Annotated in this window: 20 protein-coding genes and 1 riboswitch; of the genes, 15 read left to right on the forward strand and 5 right to left on the reverse strand. The window is 68.7% G+C overall.

Going from position 1 to position 22,328, the window contains the following annotated elements:
• Complete coding sequence (locus OG734_RS36180; protein WP_330291636.1) at positions 1-1,386, reverse strand: cysteine desulfurase/sulfurtransferase TusA family protein; 1,386 nt, start codon at positions 1,384-1,386, stop codon at positions 1-3.
• 329 nt (positions 1,387-1,715) lie between these two features.
• On the opposite strand from OG734_RS36180, the gene ctaC reads away from it, so the two are divergent.
• From ctaC to OG734_RS36200, 4 genes are all read left to right on the forward strand, one after another.
• Entirely contained in the window at positions 1,716-2,708 is a 993-nt protein-coding gene (ctaC, locus tag OG734_RS36185; RefSeq protein WP_330291637.1) for an aa3-type cytochrome oxidase subunit II, read from the forward strand.
• Positions 2,705-4,441 (forward strand): aa3-type cytochrome oxidase subunit I, encoded by a 1,737-nt coding sequence (gene ctaD, locus OG734_RS36190; RefSeq protein WP_006373820.1) that lies wholly within the window; start codon positions 2,705-2,707, stop codon positions 4,439-4,441. Before ctaC ends, ctaD begins: the two co-directional genes overlap by 4 nt.
• On the forward strand, positions 4,438-4,836 hold the full coding sequence (locus OG734_RS36195; RefSeq protein ID WP_330291638.1) for a cytochrome c oxidase subunit 4: 399 nt from the start codon (positions 4,438-4,440) through the stop codon (positions 4,834-4,836). The genes ctaD and OG734_RS36195 overlap by 4 nt, the downstream gene beginning before the upstream one ends.
• Positions 4,837-4,966: 130 nt before the next feature.
• The gene (locus OG734_RS36200; RefSeq protein WP_330291639.1) at positions 4,967-6,229 is read left to right on the forward strand and encodes a L,D-transpeptidase; all 1,263 of its coding nucleotides are present in this window, start codon (positions 4,967-4,969) and stop codon (positions 6,227-6,229) included.
• Positions 6,230-6,332: 103 nt separating this feature from the next.
• Here OG734_RS36200 and OG734_RS36205 read toward each other — a convergent pair whose 3' ends face one another.
• Positions 6,333-6,734 carry a hypothetical protein gene (locus tag OG734_RS36205; RefSeq protein ID WP_330291640.1) on the reverse strand — a complete coding sequence of 134 codons (402 nt, stop codon included), beginning with the start codon at positions 6,732-6,734 and terminating at the stop codon, positions 6,333-6,335.
• Between the two features lie 223 nt (positions 6,735-6,957).
• Here OG734_RS36205 and ctaE point away from each other — a divergent pair, with 223 nt between their 5' ends.
• The 6 genes from ctaE to OG734_RS36235 all read left to right on the forward strand — a co-directional run bounded on the left by ctaE (position 6,958) and on the right by OG734_RS36235 (position 14,165).
• Entirely contained in the window at positions 6,958-7,578 is a 621-nt protein-coding gene (ctaE, locus tag OG734_RS36210) for an aa3-type cytochrome oxidase subunit III (RefSeq protein WP_330291641.1), read from the forward strand.
• A gap of 83 nt (positions 7,579-7,661) precedes the next feature.
• A complete protein-coding gene (gene qcrC, locus OG734_RS36215; RefSeq protein WP_330291642.1) occupies positions 7,662-8,474 on the forward strand; it encodes a cytochrome bc1 complex diheme cytochrome c subunit in 813 nt (270 codons plus the stop codon).
• On the forward strand, positions 8,471-9,529 hold the full coding sequence (gene qcrA, locus OG734_RS36220; protein WP_330291643.1) for a cytochrome bc1 complex Rieske iron-sulfur subunit: 1,059 nt from the start codon (positions 8,471-8,473) through the stop codon (positions 9,527-9,529). Before qcrC ends, qcrA begins: the two co-directional genes overlap by 4 nt.
• Positions 9,526-11,166, forward strand: a complete 1,641-nt coding sequence (gene qcrB / locus OG734_RS36225; RefSeq protein ID WP_330291644.1) for a cytochrome bc1 complex cytochrome b subunit — start codon at positions 9,526-9,528, stop codon at positions 11,164-11,166. Before qcrA ends, qcrB begins: the two co-directional genes overlap by 4 nt.
• Before the next feature lie 144 nt (positions 11,167-11,310).
• A complete protein-coding gene (gene trpD / locus OG734_RS36230; protein ID WP_330291645.1) occupies positions 11,311-12,375 on the forward strand; it encodes an anthranilate phosphoribosyltransferase in 1,065 nt (354 codons plus the stop codon).
• Between the two features lie 119 nt (positions 12,376-12,494).
• A riboswitch (SAM riboswitch) is annotated at positions 12,495-12,612 on the forward strand.
• 164 nt (positions 12,613-12,776) lie between these two features.
• Positions 12,777-14,165 carry an aminotransferase class V-fold PLP-dependent enzyme gene (locus OG734_RS36235; protein WP_330291646.1) on the forward strand — a complete coding sequence of 463 codons (1,389 nt, stop codon included), beginning with the start codon at positions 12,777-12,779 and terminating at the stop codon, positions 14,163-14,165.
• A gap of 137 nt (positions 14,166-14,302) precedes the next feature.
• Here the strand turns inward: OG734_RS36235 and OG734_RS36240 are convergent, their stop codons facing one another.
• The gene (locus OG734_RS36240) at positions 14,303-14,584 is read right to left on the reverse strand and encodes an Lrp/AsnC family transcriptional regulator (RefSeq protein WP_330291647.1); all 282 of its coding nucleotides are present in this window, start codon (positions 14,582-14,584) and stop codon (positions 14,303-14,305) included.
• Complete coding sequence (locus OG734_RS36245; protein WP_330291648.1) at positions 14,581-15,324, reverse strand: rhomboid family intramembrane serine protease; 744 nt, start codon at positions 15,322-15,324, stop codon at positions 14,581-14,583. Before OG734_RS36245 ends, OG734_RS36240 begins: the two co-directional genes overlap by 4 nt.
• Positions 15,325-15,483: 159 nt before the next feature.
• On the opposite strand from OG734_RS36245, the gene OG734_RS36250 reads away from it, so the two are divergent.
• From OG734_RS36250 to OG734_RS36270, 5 genes are all read left to right on the forward strand, one after another.
• Positions 15,484-15,723 (forward strand): hypothetical protein, encoded by a 240-nt coding sequence (locus OG734_RS36250; protein ID WP_330291649.1) that lies wholly within the window; start codon positions 15,484-15,486, stop codon positions 15,721-15,723.
• Positions 15,724-15,762: 39 nt separating this feature from the next.
• Positions 15,763-17,112, forward strand: coding sequence for an NYN domain-containing protein (locus OG734_RS36255; protein ID WP_330291650.1), 1,350 nt, complete (start codon positions 15,763-15,765; stop codon positions 17,110-17,112).
• A gap of 244 nt (positions 17,113-17,356) precedes the next feature.
• Complete coding sequence (locus OG734_RS36260; protein ID WP_330291651.1) at positions 17,357-18,391, forward strand: C40 family peptidase; 1,035 nt, start codon at positions 17,357-17,359, stop codon at positions 18,389-18,391.
• 256 nt (positions 18,392-18,647) lie between these two features.
• On the forward strand, positions 18,648-19,673 hold the full coding sequence (locus tag OG734_RS36265; protein ID WP_330291652.1) for a C40 family peptidase: 1,026 nt from the start codon (positions 18,648-18,650) through the stop codon (positions 19,671-19,673).
• Positions 19,674-19,752: 79 nt separating this feature from the next.
• Complete coding sequence (locus OG734_RS36270) at positions 19,753-20,964, forward strand: hypothetical protein (protein WP_330291653.1); 1,212 nt, start codon at positions 19,753-19,755, stop codon at positions 20,962-20,964.
• Here OG734_RS36270 and OG734_RS36275 read toward each other — a convergent pair.
• On the reverse strand, positions 20,952-22,193 hold the full coding sequence (locus OG734_RS36275) for a glycosyltransferase family 87 protein (RefSeq protein ID WP_330291654.1): 1,242 nt from the start codon (positions 22,191-22,193) through the stop codon (positions 20,952-20,954). The two genes, OG734_RS36270 and OG734_RS36275, sit on opposite strands and share 13 nt — an antisense overlap.
• Between the last annotated feature and the right edge of the window lie 135 nt (positions 22,194-22,328).

A 22,328-nucleotide genomic window follows, 5' to 3' on the forward strand; every position in this document is an offset into this window, starting at 1 on the left:
TCAGGAGAGCCGGCGGACCAGATAGGCCGCGCCCCGGTCCGCCGGCTCCTCACCGACGTACTCCTGCCCCCGCATCTCGCACCATGCCGGAATGTCCAGCCGCGCCGCCTCGTCGTCCGAGAGGACCCGGACCGTGCCGCCCACCGGCACATCGCCGATCCGCTTCGCCAGCTCGATCACCGGGATCGGACAGCGCCTGCCGAGGGCATCGACAACGAGCGAGTCCCCCTCGCCGACGACAGCGACCGTCACCGGAACCGGCGCGCCCAGTTTCTCCCGTACGACCGCCACCGCGCCCGGCAGGACGGACAGGAACCGGTCGACCTCCTCGGCCGGGGTCCCGACCGGCAACGACACCCTCACATTGCCCTCACTCAGCACCCCCATCGCCTTCAGCACATGGCTCGGCGTCAACGTGCTGCTCGTACAGGACGATCCGGAGGAAACGGAGAAACCGGCGCGGTCCAGCTCATGCAGCAGTGTCTCCCCGTCGACATAGAGACAGGAGAAGGTGACGACTCCGGGCAGCCGCCGCACCGGATCGCCGACCACCTCGACGTCCGGAACCAGTTGCGGCACCCGCGCCCGGATCCGCTCCGTCAGCTCCCGCAGTCGCACCGCCTCCTGGGCCGCCTCGGCCCGCACCGCGCGGAGCGAGGCCGCCGCCGCGACGATCGCCGGAAGGTTCTCGAACCCGGCCGCCCGACCCGACTCCCGTTCGTCCACGGGCCCTTGAACCGCGAACCGCACCCCCTTGCGCACGGCAAGCAGTCCCACCCCGGAAGGCCCACCCCATTTATGGGCACTGGCGGCCAACAGCGACCAGGGCCCCGCGACCGCCGCCCACCCCAACGACTGCGCCGCGTCCACCAGCAACGGCACCCCGGCCGCCCGGCACATCTCGGCCACCTCGGCCACCGGCTGCTCAGTCCCCACCTCGTGGTTGGCCGACTGGAGACAGGCCAGCGCGGTGTCGGGCCGTACGGCAGCCTCGTACGCCTCGGCGGTCACGGCACCGGCGCGATCCACGGCGACAGTCGTCACCTCACCGCCTGCCGCCTCCCATTCCTCAGCCGAATGGAGCACCGACGAGTGTTCGACCGCCGACACGATCAGGTGACGTCCAACGCGGCGCCGCCCCGCGAGAGCGCCCGCGACACCGACATGCACGGCCCGAGTACCGGACGACACGAACGTCAGCTCATCGGAACGGCACCCGACCGCCTCGGCGGCAGCCTCCCGAGCGGCATCCAGCAACATCCGGGCCCGCCGCCCCTCCCTGTACAAACGTGCGGGATCCGCCCACCCCTCATCGAGCGAGGCCAGCAGAGCCTGCCGGGCAACGGGATGGAGGGGAGCTGAGGAGGCGGCATCAAAGTAGGACACACCCCAACGCTAAGTCCTCGACAAGGGGCAGCGGTCCCACCCCAGGGGCGCGGGGAACTGCGCGACCCACCACAGACGGCCCGCACCCGCCGTACCGCCGATGCCTCCCACCCACTGGGCGCCCAACCCCCCGTCAGAACACCCCATCCCACCCCTTCGGGGTGACCCACGGCGCGTTGGGGACCCTCCCCGCGCGACCCCAAAAAGCGTCCAGTAGGGTTTGGTCCGCATAAACATCCAAACCCCTGCCCGACGCAGGGCGGCGACCGACCACCGAGAAGTCAGGCCGCAGCCAACCCGCGCGGGCGAGACTCTCGGGAAGGCGCTACGTGAGTCCCAACGGCTCCGACCTCCCCCACGCCCTGGGGGGCGCGGGCGGTACCCCCACGCCGCGGCGCCCGTTGCGGCGGAAGCTGCTGCAGGCATTGACTGCGGGCCTGGTCCTGGCGACCGCGACCGGTTGCACATACAAGGACTTCCCCCGCCTTGGTATGCCCACCCCGACCACGGAAGAGGCTCCGCGGATCCTCTCCCTGTGGCAGGGATCCTGGGCAGCCGCGCTCGCCACCGGCGTGCTGGTCTGGGGCCTGATCCTGTGGAGCGCCATGTTCCACCGGCGCAGCCGCACCAAGGTCGAAGTACCTCCGCAGACCCGGTACAACATGCCCATCGAGGCGCTGTACACCGTGGTTCCGCTGATCATCGTCTCGGTGCTCTTCTACTTCACGGCACGTGACGAGTCGAAGCTCCTCGATGTCTCCAAGAAGCCCGACCTCACGGTCAACGTCGTGGGCTTCCAATGGAGCTGGGGCTTCAACTACATCGAGAACGTCCCGGGTTCCAACGGGAACGCGGACACCGATGAGAACCTGGCCGCCATTCCGGACCGGTTCAAGAAGGACTTCCCGGCCAACGCCGGCGGTGTCTACGACGTCGGCACGCCCGGTACGGAGAACCCGGACACCCACAACCCCGGCCCGACCCTCTGGCTCCCCAAGGGCAAGACGGTCCGCTTCGTCCTCACCTCACGTGACGTCATCCACTCCTTCTGGGTGGTGCCGTTCCTGATGAAGCAGGACGTCATCCCCGGCCACACCAACGCCTTCCAGGTGACCCCCAACAAGGAGGGCACCTTCATGGGCAAGTGCGCAGAGCTTTGCGGTGTCGACCACTCCCGGATGCTGTTCAACGTGAAGGTCGTCTCCCCCGAGGCCTACGAGAAGCACCTCAAGGATCTCGCGACGAAGGGGCAGACCGGTTACATTCCCGCCGGCATCGCGCAGACGAGCCACGAGAAGAACCGGGAGACGACGAACCTGTGAGCATCACCAACGAACCCCAGGGTGCCGCCGCAGCTGAGGACTCGTACGAGAACGAGCTGCCGGTACGGCGCAAGCAGCCCGGCAACGTGGTCATCAAGTGGCTCACCACCACGGACCACAAGACGATCGGCACGCTGTATCTGGTGACGTCGTTCGCGTTCTTCTGCATCGGTGGCGTGATGGCGCTGTTCATGCGCGCCGAGCTGGCCCGGCCGGGTCTGCAGATCATGTCGAACGAGCAGTTCAACCAGGCGTTCACGATGCACGGCACGATCATGCTGCTGATGTTCGCGACGCCGCTGTTCGCCGGTTTCACCAACTGGATCATGCCGCTGCAGATCGGCGCCCCCGACGTCGCGTTCCCGCGGCTGAACATGTTCGCCTACTGGCTGTACCTGTTCGGCTCGACGATCGCGGTCGGCGGCTTCCTCACCCCCTCGGGTGCGGCCGACTTCGGCTGGTTCGCCTACTCCCCGCTCTCCGACGCGGTCCGCTCCCCGGGCATCGGCGCCGACCTGTGGATCATGGGTCTGGCCTTCTCCGGCTTCGGCACCATCCTCGGCGCGGTCAACTTCATCACCACGATCATCTGCATGCGCGCACCGGGCATGACCATGTTCCGCATGCCGATCTTCGTGTGGAACGTGCTGCTGACCGCGGTCCTCGTCCTGCTGGCCTTCCCCGTCCTCGCCGCCGCGCTGTTCGCGCTGGAGGCGGATCGGAAATTCGGCGCACACATCTTCGATGCCGCCAATGGTGGTGCCCTGTTGTGGCAGCACCTGTTCTGGTTCTTCGGGCATCCAGAGGTGTACATCATCGCGCTGCCGTTCTTCGGCATCATCAGCGAGGTCATCCCGGTCTTCTCCCGCAAGCCGATGTTCGGCTACATGGGCCTGATCGGCGCGACCATCGCCATCGCGGGCCTGTCCGTGACGGTGTGGGCCCACCACATGTACGTCACCGGCGGAGTCCTCCTGCCGTTCTTCTCCTTCATGACGTTCCTCATCGCCGTACCGACAGGCGTGAAGTTCTTCAACTGGATCGGCACCATGTGGAAGGGGTCCTTGTCGTTCGAGACCCCGATGCTGTGGGCCACCGGCTTCCTGATCACCTTCACCTTCGGTGGTCTCACCGGTGTCATCCTGGCTTCGCCGCCGATGGACTTCCACGTCTCGGACTCCTACTTCGTGGTGGCGCACTTCCACTACGTCGTCTTCGGGACGGTCGTGTTCGCGATGTTCTCCGGCTTCCACTTCTGGTGGCCGAAGATGACCGGCAAGATGCTCGACGAGCGCCTCGGCAAGATCACGTTCTGGACGCTGTTCATCGGCTTCCACGGCACCTTCCTCGTCCAGCACTGGCTGGGCGCCGAGGGCATGCCGCGCCGGTACGCGGACTATCTCGCGGCGGACGGGTTCACCGCGCTGAACACGATCTCGACGATCAGTTCGTTCCTGCTCGGTCTGTCCGTGCTCCCGTTCCTCTACAACGTGTGGAAGACCGCGAAGTACGGCAAGAAGGTCGAGGTCGACGACCCGTGGGGCTACGGCCGCTCGCTGGAGTGGGCGACATCCTGCCCGCCCCCGCGTCACAACTTCCTCACCCTGCCGCGGATCCGCAGCGAATCCCCGGCGTTCGACCTGCACCACCCTGAGATCGCAGCGCTGGACCAGCTGGAGAACGCCGGGCACGGCGAGAAGGCTCTCGCCGGCGGCAAGGAGGCGGGCAAGTGAAGGTCCAGGGCAAGATGTTCATCTGGCTCGCCGTCTTCGTCCTCGCCATGGCGATCGTCTACGGCGTGTGGTCGAAGGAGCCGGCGGGCACCACGGCGCTCTTCCTGGCCTTCGGCCTGTGCATCATGGTCGGCTTCTACCTGGCCTTCACGGCCCGGCGGGTCGACGCGGGCGCCCAGGACAACAAGGAAGCGGACATCGCGGACGACGCCGGCGAGGTCGGGTTCTTCAGCCCGCACAGCTGGCAGCCGCTCTCGTTGGGCATCGGTGGCGCGCTCCTCTTCCTGAGCGTCGCGATCGGCTGGTGGCTGGCGTACTTCGCGGCCCCGATCCTCCTGATCGGTCTGTGGGGCTGGGTCTTCGAGTACTACCGCGGTGAGAACCGCACCCAGTAACACGCACAGTGCTCAGGGGAGCCCGGACACTCCGTCAGGAGGATCCGGGCTCCCTCTTTTGCCACGCCCTCGTTCCCTCGCACGGATCACCCGCCGCGCCGAGGCCGCCACACGTTCATAGCGTGAGGGCATGAGGCATTCACCGCGTAACCGTACGGTCGTCAGCTGCACCCTCCTGGTGGCCGCCCTGGGCACGTCCGCCAGCGCCTGCGGCTCCGACGGCCATCCCCTCTCGGCGAAGCCGTACGACGCGGCTGAGCAGATCTCCTTCGGCGACTCTGTCGGCGACGGCAAGAAGGCCGACCCCGACAAGCCCCTGGAGGTCACCTCCGAGGACTCCGACGACCGCATCACGGACGTCACCGCCGTCGACGCGGCGGGACGCTACGTGGCGGGCGAACTCTCCGCCGACGGCAGCCGCTGGCACAGCACCTCCCCCCTGGCCGCAGGCGCCCACTACACGGTCCGGGTGAGCACGGAGGACGAGGACGGCGCCCCCGGCCGCGAGACCCGTACCTTCCAGACCAGCAGGCCCACCACCAAGAAGCGCCTGAACGTCACCTTCGGCCCGAAGAAGGGCACGTACGGCGTGGGCCAGCCGGTGACGGCCGAACTCAGCGAACCCGTGCGGGGAAAGGCACAGCGCGCGATAGTCGAGCGCGCCCTCAAGGTGGACTCGTTCCCCAGCGCAGAGGGCGCGTGGCACTGGGTGGACGACAAGGAACTCCACTACCGTCCCAAGGAGTACTGGCCCGCCCGGGCAACCGTCCAGGTGCACAGCAACCTGCCCGGCATCAAGATCGGTGACCGTCTCTGGGGCGGCAAGGCCAAGCCCCTGAAGCTCACCATCGGCGACCGGGTCGTCGCGATCACGGACGCGTCGTCCCACGAGATGACCGTCTACAAGAACGACAAGGTGATCAACACCATCCCCGTCACCACGGGCAAGCCCGGCTTCGACACCCGCAACGGCGTCAAGGTCGTACTCGGCAAGGAGTACTTCGTACGGATGCGCGGCACCAGCATCGGCATAGCCGAGGGCAGCGCCGACTCGTACGACCTGCCCGTCTACTACGCCACCAGGGTGACCTGGAGCGGCGAGTACGTCCACGCCGCCCCCTGGTCCGAGGGCTCCCAGGGCTCCGCCAACGTCAGCCACGGCTGCACGGGCATGAGCACCGGCAATGCCGAGTGGTTCTTCGACAACGTCCGCGAGGGCGACGTCGTCAAGGTCGTCAACTCCGACGGCAACACCATGGAAACCTTCGGCAACGGCTTCGGCGACTGGAACCTGGACTGGAAGAAGTGGCAGGGCGGCAGCGCTCTCATCAGCGGCACAGCAGCAGGTACGACTCCAGAACAAACGGCAAGGCTACGACCGGCATCGGCATGAGGGGCTTTCAGGGGCGCGGGGCTGTGACATTCGTGGCTCCGCCGCGGGGTGTGACAAGCCACAGCGCACCCGCACCCGCCAACCGAACCGCGCCCTCACCCCACTAGGCGCTCAAAGCCCTCTTCGACCGCAGCAGAGAAGCCAACGCCGACGCGAACTCCACCGGATCCACCGGCAAGGTGACCGCCGCGTCGGCCCGACTCCACGTCGCCAGCCACGCGTCCTGCGGCCGCCCGATCAGCAACAGCACCGGCGGACACTCGAAAACCTCGTCCTTGATCTGCCGGCACATCCCCATGCCCCCCATGGGCACGGCCTCACCGTCCAGCACACAGACATCGATCCCGCCCTTGTCCAACTCCTTGAGCACAGCCGCAGGCGTCGCGCACTCGAGGAACTCGACCGCGGGAACGTCGGGAGCGGGCCGCCGCCCCGTCGCCAACCGCACCTGCTCGCGGGTGTTGGAGTCGTCGCTGTAGACCAGCACCGTGGCGGTCGGCTGCATTGTTCCTCCGAGACATCAGCGTCGTACGGACAGACGGACCGGGTCCGTTGGGCCGGATGCTACTCCCTTGAACACTCTGGCTGAACACCTCGTCAACACCGGCTGGATCACTGGCTGGAACACCGCTTCGAGGGCCGTCCGATGGGCCATACGGGCTGGACACACCCCGCAGACACTCCGAACGGCACCCCCCGGGGTGAGGGCGGGATAAGCGACCGACATAATGTCGGTCGTGGCGACAGCAACGACAGTAGAAACCGGGCACGCGCACCCGTCGGTCAACCGGCCGAACCTCACCAGCGTCGGAACCATCATCTGGCTGAGTTCCGAGCTGATGTTCTTCGCGGCCCTCTTCGCGATGTACTTCACCCTGCGATCGGTGACCGGTCCGGATCACTGGAAGGAGATGGCGTCAAGCCTGAACTTCCCGTTCTCCTTGACGAACACCACGATCCTGGTGCTCTCCTCCCTCACCTGCCAGCTCGGCGTGTTCGCCGCCGAGCGCGGTGATGTGAAGAAGCTCCGGATGTGGTTCATCGTCACCTTCGTGATGGGTGCGATCTTCGTCGGCGGTCAGATCTTCGAGTACACCGAGCTGGTCAAGAAGGACGGGCTCTCGCTCTCCTCCGACCCGTACGGCTCGGTGTTCTACCTGACCACCGGCTTCCACGGGCTGCACGTGACGGGTGGTCTCATCGCCTTCCTGTTCGTCCTCGGCAGGACGTACGCGGCGCGAAGGTTCACTCATGAGCAGGCGACCGCCGCGATCGTCGTGTCCTACTACTGGCACTTCGTCGACGTCGTCTGGATCGGGCTCTTCGCCACGATCTACATGATCAAGTAGCCGGGCCCGCCCGATCCTCACATCGGGTCCGCCCGATACCTCCAGAAGACTCGACGCTGAAGATCCTGACACCGGGGTAATCCGTGAAAAAGCTCTCCGCACGACGACGCCATCCGATGGCGGCGGTCGTCGTCCTACTCATCGCGCTGGCGGCCATCGGGGGGCTGTACGGCACGCTCGCACCCGCGGGCAAGGCAAACGCCGATGAGACCGCCCAGTCCCTCACCATCACCGAGGGCCAGCGGCTGTACTCCGTGGGCTGCGCCAGCTGCCACGGCACCGGCGGTAAGGGGTCCTCCGACGGTCCGAGCCTCGTGGGTGTCGGCGCCGCGGCGGTCGACTTCCAGGTGGCGACCGGCCGCATGCCGGCCGCGACCTCGCAGGGCGCGCAGATCCCGAAGAAGAAGAACATCTACTCGCAGGCGCAGATCGACCAGCTCGCGACGTACATCGCGTCGCTGGGTGCCGGTCCGTCCGTGCCGACCGACGAGCAGTACGGCCCCAACGGCGCGGACATCGCCAAGGGTGGCGAGCTCTTCCGCACCAACTGCGCCCAGTGCCACAACTTCACCGGCAAGGGCGGTGCGCTCACGCACGGCAAGTTCGCCCCGGACCTTGAGGGTGTCGACCCGAAGCACATCTACGAGGCCATGCAGACCGGCCCGCAGAACATGCCGTCCTTCCCCGACACGACGCTGTCGGAGAAGAACAAGAAGGACATCATCGCGTACCTCGACGCGGTCAACAGTGAGGACACCGTTGAGCCCGGCGGCCTCGGTCTGGGCGGTCTCGGACCGGTCAGTGAGGGCCTGTTCAGCTGGATCTTCGGCCTCGGTGCGCTGATCGCGGTCGCCGTTTGGGTCGCCGCTCGGACCGCAAAGGCCAAGAAGTCATGAGTAGCCAAGACATTCCAGAAGAGAACCTGCCCGCTGCGCAGGAAACCGAACACGGCGCCGTGGGCGTCGCGGACGAGAAGAACCCGTTCGCGGACCCGGGGCTGCCGCCCCACGAACACCGCGTCCAGGACATCGACGAGCAGGCCGCCAAGCGGTCCGAGCGTGCGGTCGCCTTCCTGTTCACGCTGTCGATGCTGGCCACCGTCGCCTTCATCGCCTCATACGTGGCGATCCCGGCCGACAAGGCGATCTACGTCTTCCCGATCGGGCACCTCAGCGCGCTGAACTTCGCGCTGGGGATCTCCCTCGGCCTGGCGCTCTTCCTGATCGGCGCGGGCGCGGTCCACTGGGCCCGCACCCTGATGTCCGACGAGGAACTCGTCGACGAGCGGCACGCGATCTCCGCGCCGCCCGAGGTCAAGGCGAAGGTCCTGGCCGACTTCAAGCAGGGCGCCAAAGAGTCCGCGATCGGCCGGCGCAAGCTGGTCCGCAACACGATGTTCGGTGCGCTGGCCCTGTTCCCGCTCTCCGGCGTCATGCTGCTGCGCGACCTCGGCCCGCTGCCCGGCACGAAGCTCCGCCACACCATGTGGTCCAAGGGCAAGCAGCTCGTCAACATGAACACGAACGAGCCGCTGCGTCCCTCGGACATCGCGGTCGGTTCGCTCACCTTCGCCAAGCCCGAGGGCCTGGAGGAGGACGACCACGAGTTCCAGACCGAGATCGCCAAGGCCGCCCTGATGATCGTCCGCATCCAGCCGGACAACATCAAGGACAAGCGCGAGCTCGACTGGTCCTACCAGGGCATCGTGGCGTACTCGAAGATCTGCACCCACGTCGGTTGCCCGATCTCCCTGTACGAGCAGCAGACGCACCACGTGCTCTGCCCCTGCCACCAGTCCACCTTCGACCTCTCCGACGGCGCCCGGGTGATCTTCGGCCCCGCCGGTCACGCCCTGCCGCAGCTGCGCATCGGCGTGAACGACGAGGGCTACCTTGAGGCGCTCGGCGACTTCTCCGAGCCCGTCGGTCCTGCCTTCTGGGAGCGCGGATGAGCACTACGGCAAACACAGACGCGCGTTCGTCGCGTGAGAAGGCACCCGCCGGTGAGCGTGTCGCCGACTGGGCCGACGGCCGGCTGGGGATCTACTCCCTGGCCAAGGCCAACATGCGCAAGATCTTCCCCGACCACTGGTCGTTCATGCTGGGCGAGGTCTGCCTCTACAGCTTCATCATCATCATCCTCACGGGTGTGTATCTGACGCTGTTCTTCCACCCGTCGATGAACGAGGTGGAGTACCACGGCAGCTACATCCCGCTGCAGGGCCAGCTGATGTCCGAGGCCTTCAACTCGACCATGCACATCTCCTTCGATGTGCGCGGTGGTCTGCTGATCCGGCAGATCCACCACTGGGCGGCGCTGATCTTCCTCGCCGGCATGTTCGTGCACATGATGCGCGTGTTCTTCACGGGTGCGTTCCGCAAGCCCCGCGAGGTCAACTGGCTGTTCGGGTTCCTGCTGTTCGTCCTGGGCATGTTCACCGGGTTCACCGGCTACTCGCTCCCTGACGACCTGCTCTCCGGTACCGGTGTGCGCTTCATGGAGGGCGCGGTCCTGTCCGTGCCGGTCGTGGGCACGTACCTGTCGTTCTTCCTGTTCGGCGGCGAGTTCCCCGGCGGCGACTTCGTGTCCCGGTTCTACTCGATCCACGTACTGCTGCTGCCGGGCATCATGCTCGGCCTGGTGGTCGGCCATCTGATCCTGGTCTTCTACCACAAGCACACGCAGTTCGCGGGCCCCGGAAAGACGAACAACAACGTCGTCGGCATGCCGCTGCTGCCGGTCTACATGGCCAAGGCCGGAGGCTTCTTCTTCCTGGTCTTCGGTGTCATCGCGGTCATCGCTGCCATCGCCTCGATCAACCCGATCTGGACCATGGGCCCCTACCGGCCGGACCAGGTGTCGACCGGTGCGCAGCCCGACTGGTACATGGGCTTCTCCGAGGGCCTGATCCGTGTCATGCCGGGCTGGGAGATCAACTTCTGGGGTCACACGCTCGTCCTGGGTGTGTTCATCCCGCTGATCATCTTCCCGCTGGTCCTGGTCGCGATCGCGGTCTACCCGTTCATCGAGTCCTGGGTCACCGGCGACAAGAGCGAGCACCACATCCTGGACCGCCCGCGCAACGCGCCGACCCGTACGGGCTTCGGTGTCGCGTGGATCACCTGGTACATGGTGCTGCTGATCGGTGGTGGAAACGACCTCTGGGCCACGCACTTCCACCTGTCGATCAACGCGATCACCTGGTTCGTACGGATCGCGTTCTTCGTCGCCCCGGTCCTCGCGTTCATCGCCACCAAGCGGATCTGCCTCGGCCTCCAGCGCCGCGACAAGGACAAGGTGCTGCACGGCCGCGAGTCCGGCATCATCAAGCGTCTGCCGCACGGTGAGTTCATCGAGGTGCACGAGCCGCTCAGCCAGGAGGCCCTGCACACCCTCACCGCGCACGAGCAGTACGCGCCGGCCGCGATCGGCGTGACCGTCGATGAGAACGGTGTCGAGCGCAAGGTGAAGGGCACGGAGAAGCTGCGCGCCAAGCTCAGCAAGTCGTACTACGGCGAGGACAGCCAGATCGCCAAGCCCACCGCCGAGGAGTACAAGGAGATCACGAGCGGCCACGGCCACCACTGATCACCCCGCTTCGCCACACACGGCAGAAGGGCCCCGTCCGTACACCGGACGGGGCCCTTCGCCGTGCCGCCGGGCTGGATAGGGTGTTCCCATTCCACTAGGAGTCCCGCGGAGTTCCGCAGGGACTTACCCCAGGAGCGGCAAATGAGCGCTGTGAACCCCGCCGGAGGCGATACCGCGGCGGTCCGTTCCTGGCCCCGCGTACTGAACGGCCTGCTCGACGGCCATGACCTGAGCGCCGCCGACACCGCCTGGGCGATGAACCTGATCATGCGCGGTGAGGCCACCGACGCGCAGATCGCCGGGTTCGTGGTGGCACTGCGGGCCAAGGGTGAAACCGTCGAGGAGATCTCGGGGTTCGTCGAGGCGATGTACGAGCACGCCAACGTGATCGAGGTGCCGGGGCCGACCGTCGACATCGTCGGCACCGGCGGCGACGGCGCCAACACGGTGAACATCTCCACCATGTCGGCGATCGTCATCGCCGGCACGGGCGCCAAGGTCGTCAAGCACGGTAACCGGGCGGCCTCCTCGGCCTCCGGGGCGTCGGACGTGCTGGGGCAGCTCGGAGTCAATCTGGAGCTGACGCCGAAGCGGGTGGCCGAGGTGGCCGAGGAAGCCGGGATCACCTTCTGCTTCGCGGCCAAGTTCCATCCGGCGATGCGTCATGTGGGCGCCGCGCGAGGCCAGTTGGGCATCCGGACGGTCTTCAACATCCTGGGCCCGCTGACCAACCCCGCCAAGGTCAGGGCGCAGGCGGTCGGGGTCGCCGACCCCCGGATGGCGCCCATCGTCGCCGGTGTCTTCGCCGAGCGCGGCAACTCGTCCCTGGTGTTCCGGGGCGACGACGGCCTCGACGAACTGACGATCACCGCCACCTCCCGGGTGTGGGTCGTCCGGGACGGCAAGGTGACGGAGGAGACCTTCGACCCGCGCGACGTGGGCATCGAACTGGTCCCGGTGGAGGCGCTGCGCGGCGGCGACGCCTCCTACAACGCGGCGGTCGCCCGGCGGCTGCTGGACGGCGAGACCGGGCCCGTACGGGATGCCGTGCTGCTCAACTCGGCGGCCGCACTGGTGGCGCTGGACCCGGGGCCGGGTTCACTGGCCGAACAGATCGGCGCCGGGATGGCGCGGGCCGCGGAATCCGTCGACTCCGGGGCGGCGAAGCGGACGCTGGAGCGGTGGGCGGCGGCCAGCAACGCGTAGCGCTTCCTCGATTCCCCTCTTTCTCTCTTCCCCGCTTCTCTTGCCTTCTTGTTGATGGGCGTCCCGCGATCCGGACACGGGTTGCGGGGCGTCGATCACTTCACGTACGTTCTGTACCAGGTCATGAGTGACAGTCATGAGGCCCCGGCCGACTGTCCGGCAACCCTCCGTCCGTGGCGGGGTGCCCCGGGATGAAGACCAGGCCGTAGGCAGCAAGGCTTACGGCAAGCGCGGGCCCCTCTCGATACCAGGGGTCCTGGTCGTTCGAGGGAGTCTTCCGTGAGCAAGCGAATGCGATAGGGCTGCCGAGCCCCGCCTCCGCGCACCCTTTTCACCTTTTTCCTGTGCTGAGCCACGTCCGCTCGCACAGCGATTCCTCTTGCCTCTCACGGGAGTTCGCCATGTCTGTCTCCACCCTTGCCGCCGACCAGGCCGTTTGCTGTGACATTTCGGGGCCTTTGGCTGTTCTGGGCCGTGATGTCACCGTCCCGCTCGTCACCGGCGGCGAGGTCAACTACGCGGCGCTCGACTACGCCGCCAGCGCGCCCGCCCTCCAGCGGGTCTGGGACGACGTGGCCGCGTACGCGCCCTACTACGGCAGCGTGCACCGGGGTGCCGGCTACCTCTCCCAGCTGTCGACGGACCTCTTCGAGAACGCCCGCAGGACGGTCACGGAGTTCCTGGACTGCCGCGCCGACGACCAGCTGATCTTCACTCGGTCCACCACCGACTCCCTCAACCTCCTCGCCGCCGCCCTCCCCGACGGCTGCCAGGTCTTCGTCTTCGAGACCGAGCACCACGCCTCCCTGCTGCCCTGGCAGAACGCGCAGGTCACCTACCTCGACGCCCCGCGCACCCCCCAGCAGGCCGTGGCCACCCTTAAGGAGGCCCTCGCCGCCCGTACCGCATCTGTTCAGGGGGGCCAGGGCCCGGCCCTCGTCTGCGTCACCGGCGCCTCCAACGTCACCGGTGAGCTGTGGCCCGTACGGGAGCTGGCCGACGCCGCCCACGCGCACGGTGCCCGGATCGTCCTTGACGCCGCCCAGCTGGCCCCGCACCACCCGGTCTCCGTCCAGGACCTGGACGTCGACTGGGTCGCCTTCTCCGGCCACAAGCTGTACGCGCCCTTCGGCTCCGGTGTCCTGGCCGGCCGCGCCGACTGGCTGCGCGCCGCCGACCCGTACCTCGCCGGGGGCGGCGCCAGCCGCAAGGTCACGCGGCGCACGGACGGGGGAGTGGACGTGGAGTGGCACGACACCGCCGCCCGGCACGAGGCCGGCTCGCCGAACGTCATCGGTGCCTACTCGATCGCCGCCGCCTGCAAGGCCCTCACCGAGGCCGGCTTCGACGCCCTCGTGGCTCGGGAGCAGCACCTGATCGACACCGTGCGGGCGGGGCTGGCGGAGGTGCCCGAGGTCAGGGTTCTCTCGCTGTTCGGCGACGACGCCCCGCGCGTCGGCGTCATCTCGTTCGTCGTCGAGGGCTGGAACAGCTCGCACTTCGCCGCGGCGCTTTCCGCCGAGTACGGGATCGGGGTGCGGGACGGGTTGTTCTGCGCGCATCCGCTGGTGCGGACGCTGCTGGGCAGTGACCCGCAGACTCAGGGGGAGTGTGGCGCCCCGGAGGCTGCCCCCGGCGAGAAGTCGCTGAACGCGATTCGGGTGAGCTTCGGTGCGGGCACCCCCGACGAGCACGTGGAGCGGTTTGTGGGTGCGGTGAAGGAGCTTGTGCGGGATGGGGCTCGGTGGCAGTACCGGACCGAGGACGGGCGCTGCGTGCCGGCGGTCTGACCGCCCCCGCCGCCCTACCCGGCCCGTCCCCGGGGGCTCTGCCCCCGGGCCCCGCTCCTCGAACGCCGGAGGGGCTGGATGGTGCCCGCCGGGGCTGGATTTGCCGGCGGAGCCCGAAGCGTCAGCGTTGAAGGCGTCTAGCTGTCCAGGCCGATCGCGAACGCCGCCTCCAGGTCGTGCTGGGAGTACGTGCGGAACGCCACGTGGGTGTCTGTTGCCTCCACGCCCGGGATCTTGCTGATGCTGCCGGGGATGATCTCCGCCAGGTCCTCGTGGGCCTTGACACGGACCATCGCGATCAGGTCGTACGTACCGGTGACCGAGAAGACCTCGCTCACGCTGTCCAGGCCGGCGATCGACTCCGCGATCTCGGGGATCCGGTCCACGCTGGTCTTGATGAGCACGATCGCGGTGATCACGGCTGGTTCTCTCCCTCGGTGGCCGACGCTGGGGCGGAACTCACTCTAGTGGTACGCCGATGTCGCACCCACGCGTGGACGAAGCCCAGCCCGAACCCCACCACGTGCGCCAGATACGCCACCCCGGGCCCGGAGGACGCCCGGCCCGCCGCCACCCACTGGAGGGTCGCCCAGAACGGGAGGGTCAGCCAGGCCGGGAAGCGCAGCGGGAGGAAGAAGAGGAACGGGAAGAGGCTTGTGACGCGGGCGCCGGGGAAGAGGTACAAAAACGCGCCCAGGATCGCCGAGATCGCACCGGACGCCCCCACCAGCGTCTGCTGCGAGCCGGCGTTGGCGGCGGCGTAACCCAGCAGGGCGAGATAGCCGCAGCCCACGTAGAAGAGGGCGAACTCCAGGTGGCCGAGGCGTTCCTCGGTCATCGCGCCGAAGACGTAGAGGAAGAGCATGTTGCCCAGCAGGTGGACCCAGCTGCCGTGCACGAACAGTGCCGTGACAGGGGTGAGCGTGGCCCGCGGGGCGCCCGTGAAGAGGTCGGCGGGGACCACGCCCCAGCGCCGGAAGTAGGCCCGCTGGGCGGCGAGCAGGGCGTCCCCGGTGCCGTATCCGGGGTTCAGGCCCGAGGCGGGGCCGATGACGAAGAGCAGGCAGCAGACGGCGATCAGCCCGTACGTCACCGGCGCCGACTGGGCGCGGACCGATCTGTGGACTGCCGTACGCCACTTTTCGAACTCGCCGATCATGGATACAGAGCATGACGTAACGGGACCGAACAGTGCAGACCGCCTCGCCGCTGTGGACGGACGGGCGGTGGGTACCCGCCAGGCCTTAGGGTTACGAGCCACACGCTCCAGGCAAACTGGCGCAGCACGGATACTAGAAGGAAAGCGAACATATCCACGATGACGGTTCCTCTGCCTACCGACTCGACCCGGTGGCGCTGTGCTCTCTGCGGCAACCTCACGCGTTTCGACGTGACCCGCTCCTCGAAGGTCGTGGAGTACGTGCACCTCGACCTCTCCGGAGATCCAAAGGTGGAGGAGCGCGAGGTGGTCAGTGAGACCATCGAGTCGGTGCGCTGCCGTTGGTGCAACGCCGTGGATCAGGTGGAACTCGTGGACAGGCCGGGCGCCGGCTCCTGACGGGAGCAGGCCCCGCACCGGAACTGGTTGGGGTGACGGATGGTGGAGACCACAGGCGGGGAGCCGGGCGACGGCGCCGCCGAGGTGCTCGACCGCCCGCTGCCCGACGGCGTGCGCAGGCGCGTCGTACAGATCGTTTCCGACGGGTTCGGCGGGCTGACCGTGGCCGAACTGCCCGCCCAGCTACGGCAGTACGCGCGGTTCGCGCCCAATCGGCGGGCCAAGTTCGCCGGTAACGCGATGGCCGCCGCGCTGGAGACCGACACACTGTTCCGGCAGCGCATCGGGGAGAAGCTGAGGGAGGCCCAGCCGGAGCTGGCGGGTGCTCTCGACGCCGGTTCGCCGCCCCCGGCCGCCGATCCGCTGGACGTGGCCGCCGCGGCCTATGTGCTGCGGCCCACGGGCTGGGTGAAGCTTGTCACCGCGGCCGGCGAGGAGGCGCAGCGTGCCGACGCCGAGCGCGCCGACGACGAGAGCCGGGCCGAACTGGAGCGGCTGCGCGAGGAGCTGACCGCCGCCCGCGATCACACCCGTACCGAGACCGAGCGGCTGCGTACGGAGCTGGAGTCGGCCAAGAAGGAAGCCGAGTCGCTGCACCGCAAGCTGCGCGCCGCCCTCAGTGACGTCAAGCGCGGTGAGGCGGCCCTGCGCAAGGTGCACGCCGAGATGGAGACCCTGCGCACCGAGGGGCACACGCAGGTCTCCGCGGCCGAGAGCGAGGCGCGGCGGCTCAAGGGGCGGCTGGTCGAGGTCGAGGCCGCGCTGGAGGCCAGCAGACGCGCCGCCCGGGAGGGACGCAGCGTCGAGGACATGCGCGTACGGCTGCTGCTCGACACCGTGCTCGACGCGGCCCAGGGGCTGCGGCGGGAGCTGGCACTGCCGCCGGTGTCGGTGCGGCCGGCCGAGACCGTGGACGCGGTCGAACCGGGACGAATGACTCCGAAGGACATCGCTGCGCGAGCACTGTCCGAAAACGACCCTGCCATCCTCGACCAGCTCCTCGCGCTGCCGCAGGCCCATCTGGTCGTCGACGGCTACAACGTCACCAAGACCGGGTATCCCCAAATGCCCCTGGAGAAGCAGCGGTTGAGGCTGCTCGGCCAGCTCTCGCAGCTTGCCGCCCAGACCGGCGCCGAGGTGACCTGTGTCTTCGACGGGGCCGAGCTGGCCGCTCCGGTGCTGCTGGCGCCGCCGCGCGGGGTGCGCGTCCTGTTTTCCAAGCCCGGTGTCACCGCCGACGAGTTGATCCGTCAGCTGGTGCGCGCGGAGCCGCCCGGCAGGCCGGTCATCGTCGTGTCGACGGACCGCGAGGTGGCCGACGGGATCGCCAAGGCGGGTGCCCGGCCGGTGGCTTCGGTGGTGCTGCTGAAGCGGTTCTCGCGCGGCTGACAACGCTTGGGCGTAATGGTCGAATTGGCAGACCTGTGCAGAATAGTGCCGAAGTGTTACGCAACGTAGCGTCAATCGAACATCGCTGTATGTGTGTTGTGTGTAAAAAATGCGGTGAGTGACAAACATTTTTCATGCCAGGATTTGAACTGATCACAGGAAGGTCACTAGGGTCGTGCCTCGAACCTCCGCTCGGGTGATCGCTCAAAGGGAGTGACGGCGGGAGAAGAAGGAGTTCGCCTCCGTGGCGTCCCATCGTCGACCGAAGCAGCCGAGCCGCACCCGCGTGACCGTGCTCACCACCGCCGCCGCAGCCGCCGTGGCCCTCAGCGCCAACGCCGCCAACGCCGCGCCGAGCGAGAAGCCGAGCATGGACGAGGTCAAGGCGAAGGTCGACAAGCTCTACGAGCAGACCGAGCAGGCCAGCGAGAAGCTCAACGGGGCCGAGGAGAAGCAGGACCGGCTGGAGAAGGAGATCTCCACTCTCCAGGACAACGTGGCCCGCGGCCAGGGAGACCTCAACGAGCTGCGTGACAGCCTCGGACTCGCCGCCGCCGCCCAGTACCGCACCGGCAGCATCGACCCCTCCGTGCAGCTCTTCCTCTCCGCCGACCCGGACGACTACCTCGACAAGGCGTCCACGATGGACCAGTTGAGCAGTCAGCAGGTCGAGACGCTCAAGAAGGTCACGGAGAAGCAGCGTTCGCTCGCCCAGCAGCGCTCCGAGGCCACGGAGAAGCTCAAGGACCTCGCGGACACCCGCAGCGAGCTGGCCAAGAAGAAGAAGGAAGTCCAGAGCAAGCTCACCGAGGCGCGCAAGCTTCTCAACTCGATGACGGCCGCGCAGAAGGCGGCCATCGCCGCCGAGGACGCCCGCGCCAGCCGGGCCAGCCAGCGCTCCGCCCTCGACAGCGGCGGCGGGGCCGTCACGGGCCGCGCCGGATCCGCGTACGCCGCCGCGCAGAGCAAGATCGGCTCGCCGTACGTCTACGGCGCCGACGGCAGTTCCACCTTCGACTGCTCGGGCTTCACCTCGTGGGCGTTCGCCCAGGTCGGTATTCACATCCCCCGGACCTCGCAGGAACAGGCCAACGCCGGTACGCGCATCTACTCGCAGAGCCAGCTCCAGGTCGGTGACCTGGTCATCTTCTACGGCGACCTGCACCACGTCGGCTTCTACGCCGGCAACGGCCAGGTCCTGCACGCGCCGCGCAGCGGCACGGTCGTGCGGTACGAGTCGATCGGAAACATGCCGTTCCAGTTCGGCGTACGGATCTGATCCTCTCGTCGCCGGATCGGATCGTCGTACTCCTTCCGGGTCGGTTCAAGATCAGGACACGTTGACGCCCGAACGGGCGAATCACGACACCCTCCGCTGACCCCACGCCCCGCCGATGACCTGCGTCATAGGCGGGGCGTCACTGTGTGTGGCCGTCGAGGTCTTTGGCCCGCACGTAGTCGCACGGCTACTGTCTGGCGCGCCCCCAACATCGGGGGAACGTCAGCGTCCGCCAGCGGAAGGAGTGCGGCTTCTCGTGGGGTTCCATCGCCGCCTTGCACCGTCCGGGTTCGACCGGGGCTGCGCCGCGGGCGCCGCTCTGACCGTGCTGTCCGCCACCGTGGCCGCGCTCGGCGCCGCCGTCCCGTCGGCCACCGCCGCGCCGACCGACAACACCCGGGCCGAGGTCGACCGGCTCTACGCGGAGGCCGAGAAGGCCACCGAGTCCTACAACCGGGCCGACGAGCGGGCCGACGCGCTGCGCGAGCAGGTGACCCGGGCACAGGACCGGATCGCCCGGCAGCAGCAGCGCGTCAACACCATGCGGGAGGCGCTCGGTTCGCTCGCGGGCGCCCAGTACCGGGCCGGGGGCATGGATCCCTCGCTCGCCCTGCTGTTCTCCGACAACCCGGACGAGTACCTGGAGAAGGCCGCCGCGCTCGACCGGATCACTTTCCACCAGGCCGGTGAGCTGAGGGAACTCCAGGCCGCCCTGCGGGAACTCGACCAGGAGCGCACGGAGGCCACCGACAGGCTCACCGAGCTCGACCGCAGCCGCAAGGCGGTCGCCGCGCACAAGAGGACCGTCGAACGGAAGCTGGCGAAGGCGCGGGCGCTGCTCAACTCGCTGCCGTCCGCCGACCGCGCCGCCTACGACCGGTCCTCCCGTTCCGACCGCGCCGACCTGCCCGACCCCGGCAACGCCGCCGCGCCGAGCGCCCGCGCGGCAGCCGCCGTCGCCGCTGCCCGTGCGGCGCTGGGCAGCCCGTACATCTGGGGCTCCAACGGGCCCTCCGGCTTCGACTGTTCGGGCCTGATGCAGTGGTCGTACGCGAAGGCCGGGGTCTCCCTGCCGCGCACCTCGCAGGCCCAGCGGTACGCCGGGCAGCAGGTCCCGCTCTCCCAGGCGCAGCCGGGCGACCTGGTCACCTACCGGTCCGATGCCAGCCACGTCGGGATGTACGTGGGCAACGGCCAGGTGATCCACGCCCCCTATCCGGGCGCGCCCGTGCGGTACGACCCGGTGGGCATGATGCCGGTCTCGTCGGTCACCAGGGTCTGAGCACGGGTGAGCAGGGTCTGAACGTCCGCAGCAACTCCCTTTACTGATTTCTCGACAATCGCCCCGTACGATCGTCGGCGTGGCGGGTCGAAGGCGTGGGTGGGGTGCGTGGCGGGTCCGGGTCGTGGTGCTCTGGCTGCTGGTCGGCTCGCTCGGCTCCCTCGTGGCGTGCGGCGGCCGGTCGGGAACCGACACCGCGTCCGCCGACGTACGACGGCTGCTGGACCGGCGGGCGGCGGCCGTCCTCGACGGCGACGCACCGGCGTACGCGCGGACCGGTGCGCCGGCGGAGTTCAGTCGGCTGCGCGCGCTCCCGCTGGCGGCCTGGTCGTACCGCCTGACCGCCCTGCACCGCACCGAGGGTGGCGAGGCCACCGCGGATGTGGAGCTGAGCTACCGCGTCGAGGGCATCGACAGGGCCCCCGTGAAGGTCGGGCGGACACTGAGCCTCACCGAGCGGGGCGACGGTCAGTGGTACGTCGACGCCGACCGGCCCGCCCGGAAGACGGGCCAACAGCTGTGGGACCAGGGGACCGTAGAGGCCGTACGCGGCACCCACAGCCTTGTGCTGGGGGTCGGCCAGTCACCGGAGACCCTGCGCCGGTACGCGGGCCTCGCCGACCGGGCCGTGCCGGCGGTGACCGAGGCGTGGGGCGGGGCGTGGACGCGGCGGGTCGTGGTCCTCATACCGAAGTCGCTGGAGGGGATGGCGGGGCTGCTCGGGTCGCCGGCCTCCTCGTACCGGGGGATAGCGGCCGTCACGACCGGGGAGACGGGAGGGTCGGTGAAGGCGCCGGCGGACCGGATCATCGTCAACCCGGACGCGTACGGCGTGCTCGGCGACTTCGGCAAGCAGGTCGTGCTCACCCACGAGACCACGCACGTGGCGACCCGTACCGCCACCACGGCCGCCACGCCCCTGTGGCTCTCCGAGGGGTACGCGGACTGGGTCGGGTACCGGTCCACGGGCCGTACGGCGGTCCAGGCGGCGCCCGAACTGGCCCGTGTCGTGGCCTCGGGCGAGACGCCGGACGCGCTTCCCAGGGACGCGGACTTCGGCTTCGGCGGGGACGGGGCGAAGCTGGCCCAGGCGTACGAGGGCGGCTGGCTGGCCTGCCGGATGATCGCCGACCGGTGGGGCGAGGTGCGGCTCGGCGAGTTCTACCGGGCCGCGGGGGCGCACGGGAAGCGGGCGGGGGCCGTCGAGGGGGCCATGGAGCAGGTGCTGGGGACGACGCCCGCTGAGTTCACGGCGCTGTGGCGGGAGTATCTCCGCGATCAGCTCGGCTGAGTCTGCCTGGCGCGGGTGGCCTGGTCGGGCAGCGGCGGGAGCTGCGCCCGGGGCGGGGCCGTCGCGCGCCACAGCTCCAGGGCGGCTGTGAGGGCCGCGACGACCAGGAGGCCGTTGCGGGTGAACAGGAGGGTCATGCCGTAGGCGTCGCTGGCGACCACGTGTCCGAAACCGATGGGGAACTCCAGGACCGTCACCAGACAGGCCGCGACGACCAGGGCGGCGGGCAGGGTCATACGGCTGGCCCGGAAGCCGAGGCAGACGGCGGCCAGGCCGACCAGCCACACCAGGTACTGCGGGCTGATCACCCGGCTGGTCACCGTGAACAGCAGCACCGCCACGAAGGCCGCGTCCGCGAGGGTGTGCGGCAGGAAGCGGGTGGCGCGCAGCCGCCACAGCAGCAGCCAGCCGAAGGCGGCGACGGTCAGCAGCAGCGCCACCGTGCTCACCGTCTTCACGAACGGGCCCAGGAACTCGATGGAGCCGTAGTTCAACGCCACCTGCCCCTCCCAGCCGAAGTGCCGGCCGACATGGAAGACGAGGGCGCCCACCGACTCCACCTCGGTGCCCCGGTCGCCCTGGAATGTCAGGAAGGCGAAGGCGCCGGGCATGGCCACCGCGAACCCCGACGCCAGCGCGGCCACGGTGACGGCCGCAGAGGCCCATGCCCGGCGCCGTACGGCCCCCACGAGCAGCAGCGCCGGCCAGACCTTCAGCAGCGCCCCGAAGCCCGCCAGGGCGCCCATGAGGCGCGGATGCCGGGCCCCGGCGAGCAGCGCGGCCACCGCCACGGCGGTCACCATCACGTCGTACCGCGCGTACACGGTCGGGCCCAGCAGCGGTACGCCCACCACCCACACCCAGGCGCCGCGCCGCGTCCGGCCGGGGCGCACCCCCGAGTACAGGAGGAGGGACAGGACGGCCAGGTCGGCGAGGCAGGCCAGGACGAAGAACGCCGACGCGTAGTCCAGGAAGGGCAGGGCGGCGGGGGAGAGGATCGCGAGGGCGGCCGCGGGCGGGTACTGCCAGGTGACGTCGGCCAGCGGGAAGGTGCCGTCGCGCAGCACCTCGTACCAGCCGTGGTAGGTCACCGAGACGTCGCTCGTGACGTCCGGGCCGGGGAAGACGAACACCTTGAACACGAACAGCAGCAGGAGCAGCCGGGTGAGGCTCCAGGTGCCCAGCAGTGCCACGGGGGGCCGCAGCCGCCCTCCGTCCGCGATGTCCACGTGAATCCCTGTCCGTTCCTCGTGGCTGGTTCTTGACGGCTGGTTCTTCGTGCGCGTCAACCGATGCGCGGCCATGATCTCCCGCTCGACTGTGCGAATGCCATCAAACGGGGCCGGACAGCTGTGAGGGTTCTG

The organism is Streptomyces sp. NBC_00576 (genome assembly GCF_036345175.1).
Classification (GTDB): domain Bacteria; phylum Actinomycetota; class Actinomycetes; order Streptomycetales; family Streptomycetaceae; genus Streptomyces.